General features: G+C 63.4%; 11 protein-coding genes and 1 tRNA gene. 1 reads left to right on the top strand and 11 read right to left on the bottom strand.

Annotation, left to right across the window (positions count from 1 at the left end):
• Nucleotides 1-126 precede the first annotated feature (126 nt).
• From FS320_RS33625 to coaD, 11 genes are all read right to left on the bottom strand, one after another.
• Nucleotides 127-372: a DUF3565 domain-containing protein gene (locus FS320_RS33625; RefSeq protein WP_202882925.1), complete on the bottom strand. Its 246-nt coding sequence runs from the start codon at nucleotides 370-372 to the stop codon at nucleotides 127-129.
• A 22-nt stretch (nucleotides 373-394) separates the two neighbouring features.
• Nucleotides 395-778, bottom strand: a complete 384-nt coding sequence (locus tag FS320_RS33630; RefSeq protein ID WP_244627560.1) for a nitrile hydratase accessory protein — start codon at nucleotides 776-778, stop codon at nucleotides 395-397.
• Nucleotides 765-1,424, bottom strand: a complete 660-nt coding sequence (nthB, locus tag FS320_RS33635; RefSeq protein WP_152716750.1) for a nitrile hydratase subunit beta — start codon at nucleotides 1,422-1,424, stop codon at nucleotides 765-767. Before nthB ends, FS320_RS33630 begins: the two co-directional genes overlap by 14 nt.
• Entirely contained in the window at nucleotides 1,421-2,047 is a 627-nt protein-coding gene (nthA, locus tag FS320_RS33640) for a nitrile hydratase subunit alpha (RefSeq protein WP_152716751.1), read from the bottom strand. Before nthA ends, nthB begins: the two co-directional genes overlap by 4 nt.
• A gap of 216 nt (nucleotides 2,048-2,263) precedes the next feature.
• A tRNA-Lys gene (locus tag FS320_RS33645) sits at nucleotides 2,264-2,339 on the bottom strand.
• Nucleotides 2,340-2,484: 145 nt separating this feature from the next.
• On the bottom strand, nucleotides 2,485-3,666 hold the full coding sequence (gene tgt / locus FS320_RS33650; RefSeq protein ID WP_152716752.1) for a tRNA guanosine(34) transglycosylase Tgt: 1,182 nt from the start codon (nucleotides 3,664-3,666) through the stop codon (nucleotides 2,485-2,487).
• A 53-nt stretch (nucleotides 3,667-3,719) separates the two neighbouring features.
• Nucleotides 3,720-4,796: a tRNA preQ1(34) S-adenosylmethionine ribosyltransferase-isomerase QueA gene (gene queA, locus FS320_RS33655; RefSeq protein ID WP_152716753.1), complete on the bottom strand. Its 1,077-nt coding sequence runs from the start codon at nucleotides 4,794-4,796 to the stop codon at nucleotides 3,720-3,722.
• A 199-nt stretch (nucleotides 4,797-4,995) separates the two neighbouring features.
• Complete coding sequence (locus FS320_RS33660) at nucleotides 4,996-5,463, bottom strand: peptidylprolyl isomerase (protein ID WP_152716754.1); 468 nt, start codon at nucleotides 5,461-5,463, stop codon at nucleotides 4,996-4,998.
• Nucleotides 5,464-5,510: 47 nt separating this feature from the next.
• Complete coding sequence (locus FS320_RS33665) at nucleotides 5,511-5,978, bottom strand: hypothetical protein (RefSeq protein ID WP_152716755.1); 468 nt, start codon at nucleotides 5,976-5,978, stop codon at nucleotides 5,511-5,513.
• Between the two features lie 35 nt (nucleotides 5,979-6,013).
• Complete coding sequence (locus FS320_RS33670) at nucleotides 6,014-6,562, bottom strand: peptidylprolyl isomerase (protein ID WP_152716756.1); 549 nt, start codon at nucleotides 6,560-6,562, stop codon at nucleotides 6,014-6,016.
• 34 nt (nucleotides 6,563-6,596) lie between these two features.
• Nucleotides 6,597-7,097, bottom strand: coding sequence for a pantetheine-phosphate adenylyltransferase (gene coaD, locus FS320_RS33675; RefSeq protein WP_152716757.1), 501 nt, complete (start codon nucleotides 7,095-7,097; stop codon nucleotides 6,597-6,599).
• A 196-nt stretch (nucleotides 7,098-7,293) separates the two neighbouring features.
• Between coaD and FS320_RS33680 the strand changes: the two genes are divergently transcribed.
• Nucleotides 7,294-7,890, top strand: coding sequence for a hypothetical protein (locus tag FS320_RS33680; protein WP_152716758.1), 597 nt, complete (start codon nucleotides 7,294-7,296; stop codon nucleotides 7,888-7,890).
• Nucleotides 7,891-8,041 lie beyond the last annotated feature (151 nt).

Raw genomic sequence — 8,041 nt, forward strand, 5'->3', positions numbered from 1 at the left:
ATAGAGACAAGTATCCATAGCGGGGCTCCTCAACCGTTGCACACCCCGCATCCGCCTCATCAATCTTCACGAAAGCTATTCCAAATCAAGCACTTGAAGCGAGTAATAAAATTGCTCACCAGCCTCTTAATGCAGATCACTCTGGTCCGGTGGCGCGCCGACGTCGCACTTCTTGCAGTTCAGCTCGTGGCCTAGCGCCCTATCGCGGCCTTCCTCTGTCATCACCCACGGACGAATGGTCCAAGGCGGATTATGGCGGACATGCTGATTGTGGCCACATTCAAGTTCAGCAACCCAGTGCTGTTCTTCGTCAAGGTGAAACCCGACAATCCGTTTCTTCATGTTCCAGCAAAACGTGTTCACCGTCGCCACTCACGCCCTCGCGGCGTGCAGATTAGCGGAGTGGATCATTCTCGAGCAGGATTGGCTGCCCATGCGGGGTCGCGTGTGCCGCGCGGTCCCAGGCGTCCCGGCGCTTTGCCAGCGCCTGCTCGGTTACTATGCCCTTGTCGCTGACCAACTGCTCGACCGCAGACAGCCAGTGCTGATAGTAAGTCGAACCGTCGTCGCAATCCCCCGCCGCCTGGCCACGCTTAATCACGGCCGAGAGGGCTCCAGCCCACTCTGGCCAAGTAAACAGGCCTCGCTCGTACAGGGCCAACGTCATAGCGAACGCCTGGGCCTCCCAAGGCTCCCGGAAAACAGGTTCTCCGTCATCGCCACGGGGGATTGGAGCGATCTCGGCGGCCGCGCGAGCAATCTCCTCATGCGGGCTCAAGATAGCTCTCCCAGGCATCGATGGACACAGTCAGGGTTGCATCGGCATCCTGCCCCCAGAGCTCCCGGCCCGAGAAGCAGACGGTGTAGAGCCATTCCGGCTGCTCGCCCTGCCCATGGGCGTTCGTGTCTGGAAACACATGAGCGCCATGCACGAGCTCTACCACCCCTATCCTGCTGCGGGCATAGCGTGGCAGGCGGGTGTGGCCCCTAGGATGTATGTTGCGGGTGCGGACCCGGTCACCAACGGCAAAGCGCGCGGGCTGCTCGATCGGGCGCTCTGCCGGGCCGCCGCGGGCCAGCACGGCCGGCACGTCCTCCGCCTTGAGCACCCGCTTGATCGGCGCTGGCTCTGCAAGGGACTGGCCAAGCCTCAACTCTTCGTCGCTGACGAGCCCTGCCGCAACAGCCAGCCTTTCAACACCCCTGGTCCAGATCTCGTAGTAGCTTGAGGTGAGGTACTCAGCAGGGGGCAAGGACTCGCGGGCGTGCCGGCTCATGTCGATGTTCCAACTGCGGGTGGCATCCATGGCCAGGGTGAGGCCAAAAGCCCGTCGCTCCCACTCGGCATGGAACCAGGGCTCGTCCTGCTCGATCTGGATCGGGCCGAAGCCCATCATGCCGCCAAGGTCCTGAGCGCCATTCATCGCATTGCCTCCGGCTGCAGGGCGAGACCGGTGCCGATCATGGAGTCACGGGTGACGAGCTGCGCTAAATCCTCCTCGCCCATCCCTTCAGTGCCCTCAGGGCGCATCGGGATCACGAGATACCTGACCTCTGCCGTCGAGTCCCAGACCCGAATGTGGGTGGTCTCCGGCAGGCTGACACCGAACTCAGCCAAGACGCCGCGCGGGTCGAGCACGGCGCGGGAGCGATAAGGGGCGGATTTGTACCAGACCGGGGGCAGCCCGAGCACCGGCCAGGGGTAGCAGGAGCACAGAGTGCACACGACCATGTTATGCTCATCGGGCGCGTTCTCGACCGCCACCAAGTGCTCGCCCTGGCGCCCGATGAACCCCAAGGAGGCGATCGCGGCCGTAGCATCCTTGCGCAGCCACTCGCGGTAGGCAGGGTCCGCCCAGGCTTTCGCCACCACCTTGGCGCCATTGCGAGGTCCCACCTTGACCTCATAGGTCTCGACCAGAGCGTCAATGGCCGCTGGATCCACATAGCCCTTCTCCACCAGAAGCGATTCGAGAGCGCGCACCCGCAGCTCGATCTCGGAGAGGTGGCTATGGTCGTCATGATCGTGGTGGTGGTGCTGGCTCATGGGGATTAGACCTGCCCGGATCTCTGCATGGGCAGCATGCTAACCGGAGGACGACAGCGACGCCAGCCGTTGGACTCGGCATCGGCTGGGAGGTATCAACCCCACGCCAAAAGCAACTGCAGCCGCAAAGTGCGTCTGGTGCTTACTATGTGATTACTGGGATTGAAGCGCGCGACCTGCCGGAGGGCCACACATGCGCTAAGTCTCTGGAAGGTATGGTGAGCGCGCTGGGACTCGAACCCAGGACCCTCTGATTAAAAGTCAGATGCTCTACCGGCTGAGCTACGCGCTCCCAGAGGTGAGCCCGAGATAGGGGCTCTCGGGCCTCGGGTCAATCGAAAAGCCCCGCCTGGACCGGTAAATCCTCAGCGTGGGGGCCGTAACGGGTTTGTTTCTCTGAGATCTTGCGGGCAGAAACACCTTGGGAGTCGAGACGATCACCCCTCTGCCGCCATGGCGATGTTGTCGGCGTGCTGGCCGATCTCCGCCTTGCTGTCCCGCTCGCCCTTAACCCAGCCCTCCTTGACCTCGCCGATGTAGTCATCGAGCCTCCCCTCGGCGATCGCCTTGCGCAGGCCGGCCATGAGCTCCTGGTAATAGGCCAAGTTGTTCCAAGTCAGGAGCATCATGCCCAAAATCTCGTTGGACCGAACGAGATGGTGGAGATAGGCGCGCGAATAGGTGTTCGAGGCCGTGCACTTCGATTCCGGGTCGAGCGGGCTCACATCCTCGGCGAAGCGGGCGTTGCGCAGGTTCATGCGGCCGTGGCGGGTGAAGACCTGACCGTGGCGGCCGGCGCGGGTGGGCATGACGCAATCGAACATGTCGACGCCCCGGCGCACCGCCTCGACGATGTCGTCAGGCGTACCCACCCCCATGAGATAGCGAGGCTTTTCCTTGGGCATATGGGGCTCGACCGTCTCGATCATGCGCAGCATCACGTCCTGGGGCTCGCCCACGGCCAGGCCGCCGATGGCATAGCCCTTCAGATCCAGGGCCGTGAGCTCCTTCGCGCTCTCGATGCGCAACCGCTCCACCGCTCCGCCCTGTACGATGCCGAACATGGCCTTGCCGGGCTGTTCGCCGAAGGCAACCCGGCAGCGTTCCGCCCAGCGCAGCGACAGGCGCATGGCCTTCTCGGCCACCTCATCGGAGCACGGCAGCTTCACGCATTCGTCGAGCTGCATCTGGATATCGGAACCGAGCAACCCCTGGATCTCGATGGAGCGCTCCGGCGTCAGCACATGGGTCGAGCCGTCGATATGGGACTGAAAGGTGACCCCGGTCTCGTCGATCTTGCGCAGGGCCGAGAGGGACATGACCTGGAAGCCGCCGGAATCGGTGAGGATCGGATAGGGCCAGTTCATGAACTGATGCAGCCCACCGAGCTTGGCCACGCGTTCCGCCCCGGGACGGAGCATGAGGTGATAAGTGTTGCCGAGCACGACATCGGCGCCCAGCGCCTTCACTTGGTCCGGGTACATGGCCTTCACGGTCGCCGCCGTGCCGACGGGCATGAAGGCGGGGGTGCGGATAACGCCGCGGGGCATCCGGATCTCCCCGGTGCGTGCCGCTCCGTCGGTCTTGTTGACGGTGAAGGTGAAGCTCTCGGTGGTCATTCAGAAACTCTGCCTGTGAATGGCCCTGGCCCGGTCGCCGGGCAGGAGTAAGGTCAACGCCGAAACAACAAGCTCGCATCACCGTAGGAGTAAAAGCGATAGCCGGTTTCGACGGCATGGGCATAAGCGGCTTTCATGCACTCCAGTCCTGCAAAGGCTGAAACCAGCATGAAGAGGGTCGAACGCGGAAGGTGGAAATTGGTCATCAGCACGTCCACCGCCCGGAAACGATAGCCTGGGGTGATGAAGATCGCCGTGTCGCCGGAGAACGGTGCGATGGTCCCGTCGTCCTGCGCCGCGCTCTCCAGCAGGCGAAGGGACGTGGTGCCGACCGCTACGATCCGCCCTCCCCTGGCCCGCGCCTCGTTGAGCGCCTGCGCGGTCTCCGCCGAGACGGAGCCCCATTCCGCATGCATCCGGTGCTCATTCGTGTCGTCGGCCTTCACCGGCAGGAAGGTGCCCGCCCCCACATGAAGCGTCACGAACTGGCGGGTGATGCCCCGTTCGTCGAGACGGCGGAAAAGGTCTTCGGTGAAATGCAGCCCGGCTGTCGGGGCCGCGACCGCCCCCTCGTCCTGGGCATAGACGGTCTGGTAATCGTTCCGGTCCCTGTCATCGGTGGCGCGCTTGCCGGCGATGTAGGGGGGCAGCGGCAGCTCGCCGAGGCGGGCGATGGCCTCGTCCAGGAATGCGCCCGCGAAGGAGAAGCGGAGCGCCACGTCGCCGCCCTCGCCTTTCTCCTCGACCTCGGCATCGAGGCGCACGAGCTCGCAGGCCGTGCTTTCGGAATCATCCCCGAAGCGGATGCGATCGCCGATGTTGAGCTTCTTGGCCGGACGGGCAAAGGCACGCCAGCGGTCGGCTCCTTCGCGCTTGTGCAGCATGATCTCGACACGCGCCGCGGTCTCCTCGCGGACGCGCAAGCCATAGAGCCGGGATGGAATGACCTTGGTGTTGTTGAGAACCAGCACGTCGCCGGGCTGCAGCAGGTCCGGCAGGTCGCGCACGAAAAGGTCTTCGAGGCCGATTTCGGGCCGGACCACGAGCAGGCGCGCAACATCGCGCGGCTCCACGGGGCGGAGCGCGATACTGCTTTCGGGAAGATCGAAATCGAACAGGTCGACGCGCATGGAGATTCTGTCTCAACCCTCATCCTGAGGAGCAGAGGTAAGGCTGCGTCTCGACGGAGGGCCTAATGTTCTCTGGAAGCGCCCTCATCCTTCGGGACGGCCTGGCGGCCTCCTCAGGATGAGGGCTTAGGGCGGTTCATCTGAAAACGTGGATGCCCGAGGCGAGCCCGGGCATGACGGATTCAAGGGGAAAACAGGCTCAAGCCGCGTCCGCCGCGACCTTCATGGACACGATGCGGTCGGGATCGAGCACGGGCTCGCCGCGCTTGATCTTGTCCACGTTCTCCATGCCCTCGGTCACCTTGCCCCAGACGGTATATTGCTTGTCGAGGAATCGGGCGTCGTCGAAGACGATGAAGAACTGCGAATTGGCGGAATGCGGCTGGTTGGTGCGCGCCATCGAGCAGACGCCGCGCACATGCGGCTCGGCGTTGAACTCTGCCTTCAGGTCCGGCATGTCGGAACCGCCCGTGCCGGTGCCGGTGGGATCGCCGGTCTGGGCCATGAAGCCCTCGATCACCCGGTGGAACGGCACGTTGTCATAAAACCCCTGGCGGGAGAGCGTCTTGATGCGCTCCACGTGACCGGGAGCCAGATCGGGGCGCAGTTCGATGACCACACGGCCCTTGGTGGTCTCCATGATGATGGTATTTTCGGGATCTGCCATCGGGATCTCCTGTGCTGGCTATCGGCTGAAAAAGGTCGTCTGCCCGCTCACATAGGTCGGGCATCGACGAAACGGAAGGAGAAGATGCGCCCGGCAATGGCACGCCCCAAACTTTCCGTAAAGGGAAGAGGCGTGCAGCGTTCGAACGCCTCACGCACGGCCCTCGTAAAGGGCTCGCGCTGCTCGGCTTGCGAGCCTGCCTTGTAGAAGGTGATGCGGGGCTGTCCCAGCACCTCGCCGTTGCGCTTGAAGCTCAGGCGCAGGGTGATCTCCTGGCCGGAATACCCGCTGCCGGCGGGTGGGCGCCAGCAGGCTTGGACCGCCTGGAAAATCTGACCGATGCGGTCGATCCGCTCGACCTTCGGCGCATCGGAACGCGGCCGGATCGTGCCTCGCAGGCCCTCCGGCAAAGGCGGCGGCTGACGGGGCTCCTCCCACTCATCCGGATAGAACGTGGGGGACAGAACCTGTGCGGCGAGTGGCGAGGCCATCGCGGCGAACAGGAGCGCGGCCATTGCCAGCCACGCTCCGGATAGATGCCGAAGCCGCATTACTTCGCGTCGGCGGCGAGCTGCATCTTCACGATCTTGTCCGGGTTCGACACCATGCCGTTGGCGGCGGCATCGCCCTTCTTGATCTTGTCGACGACGTCCATGCCGGACACGACCTCGCCGAAGAGCGTGTACTGGCCGGTCAGCGGGCCGCAGCCCTCATAGCAGATGAAGAACTGGCTGTTGGCGGAATCCGGGCTCTGGGAGCGGGCCATGCCGACGGAGCCGCGCTTGTACTGGGTCTTGGTGAATTCGGCCGGGATATTGGGCAGGTTCGACTTGCCCGTGCCGGTGCCGGTGGGGTCGCCGGTCTGGGCCATGAAGCCCTCGATCACCCGGTGAAAGACGACGCCGTTATAAAAGCCCTGCTTCGTGAGAGCCTTGATCTGCTCCACGTGCTTGGGCGCAAGGTCGGGGCGCAGGCGGATGGTGATGCGTCCGTCCCTCGTGTCGAGGAGGAGCGTGTTCTGCGGGTCGTTGGCGGGCTGGGCCATGGCTGGAACGAGGCCTGCGAGCACAAGCGCTCCGGCTGCGAGCAAACGCTTCATGGTGAGAAGTCTCCTTATCGAGGATGATGAAACTTTATGGCCGCTTGAATTTGGCCTTCAGGCGTTCGGCGACAAGACCCGGCACGAAGGCCGAGACATCGCCGCCCATTCCGGCGATTTGGCGCACAAGCGTGGCCGTGATGGGGCGAACCGGAGGCGAGGCCGGGAAGAAGATCGTCTGGACGCCCGGCTCCATGGTGGCGTTCATGGAGGCCATCTGGATCTCATAGTCGAAATCCGTGCCGTCCCTGAGGCCGCGCACGATGAGGGTCGCGCCGTGGCGCCGGGCGGCCTCAACCGCGAGATCGTTGAAGGTTACGACCTCCAGTTCGACATTCCTGGCCTTAAGCACCGGCCCGCAGACCTCGCGCAGCATCTCGGTCCGCTCCTCGGCGGAAAAGATCGGGGCCTTCGAGGAATGGACGCCGATGGCGATCACGATCCTGTCGGCCACGCTGCAGGCTTGGCGCAGAACGTCCAGATGGCCGTTGGTGACGGGGTCGAAACTGCCAGTATAGAGCGCGGTGCGTGTCATGAGGCCATGGCCTAGCTTGATAATGGCTGTCGGGCAAGCCGTGCGCTGGCACACGGCAAGCTGGACAGGGACGTGAGAGATATGGCTCACCTTAGGTCAGGAGAGAGCTATGATCTTCCGTCTTTTCATCGTCGCCGTCACCGCCGTGGCGGTTTTGAGCCCGGCCGCGCTCGCGAGTCTGACATAATCGCTAGCGATGTTGCGTTTGGGGATTGCCGCGGCTTGGATATTCTTCGGCGCCACTCACGCCTTCGCGGACGAATTCGCATGCCAAGGTCCTTTCGCGAAGGATACCGACCACAAGCTCCTCATCGCGGCCTTTGGCCGTGCGAATGTCAGCCGGGAACCGATCCGTGAACCGGAAGGCCTGGAAGTCAGGGCCAGCGACGTCTTCCCAAAGGATCCGGTCCGGCGTCTGGTGGTACTCTGGTCCGACGAGAAAGCGCTCCGGCGACCGGCACGAATCCACCAGATGGGTTCAGGCTGGTCCGGGCTCGAGGGGCTCCGGGTCGGCTCACCGATCGAGGCTGTCGAGAAGGCGAACGGCAAGCCCTTCGTCCTCTACGGATTCGAATGGGATTACGGCGGGAGCATCGAGAGCTGGAAGGGCGGAGCACTGGGGGCTCTGCCCGGCGGCTGTATCTTCAGCCCGATCTTCGAGACCGATGAAGCCGCACCCGACGAAGCTTTGAGTGTCGCCGCAGGCGATTCTGAATTCGCTTCAGATTCATCTGCCATGAGAGCTGCCAAACCGAAAGTGAGAAGCCTCCACCTGAGCAATCCTCGGCAATAGTTTCCACGTGATTGCCGGACTAGTTGTTTGGTGGCGGAACGTTGTTGGGATCGGGTGCGTTACGCCATTGAGGAGTACACTTGGCGCTTTGACGGCCTGCGACGCCGAGCTTCTCACCGCAGGAGGACGTGATGCACTCCCTTCATCCGCA

The sequence above is a fragment of the Microvirga tunisiensis genome (assembly GCF_009296175.1).
Lineage (GTDB): Bacteria > Pseudomonadota > Alphaproteobacteria > Rhizobiales > Beijerinckiaceae > Microvirga > Microvirga tunisiensis.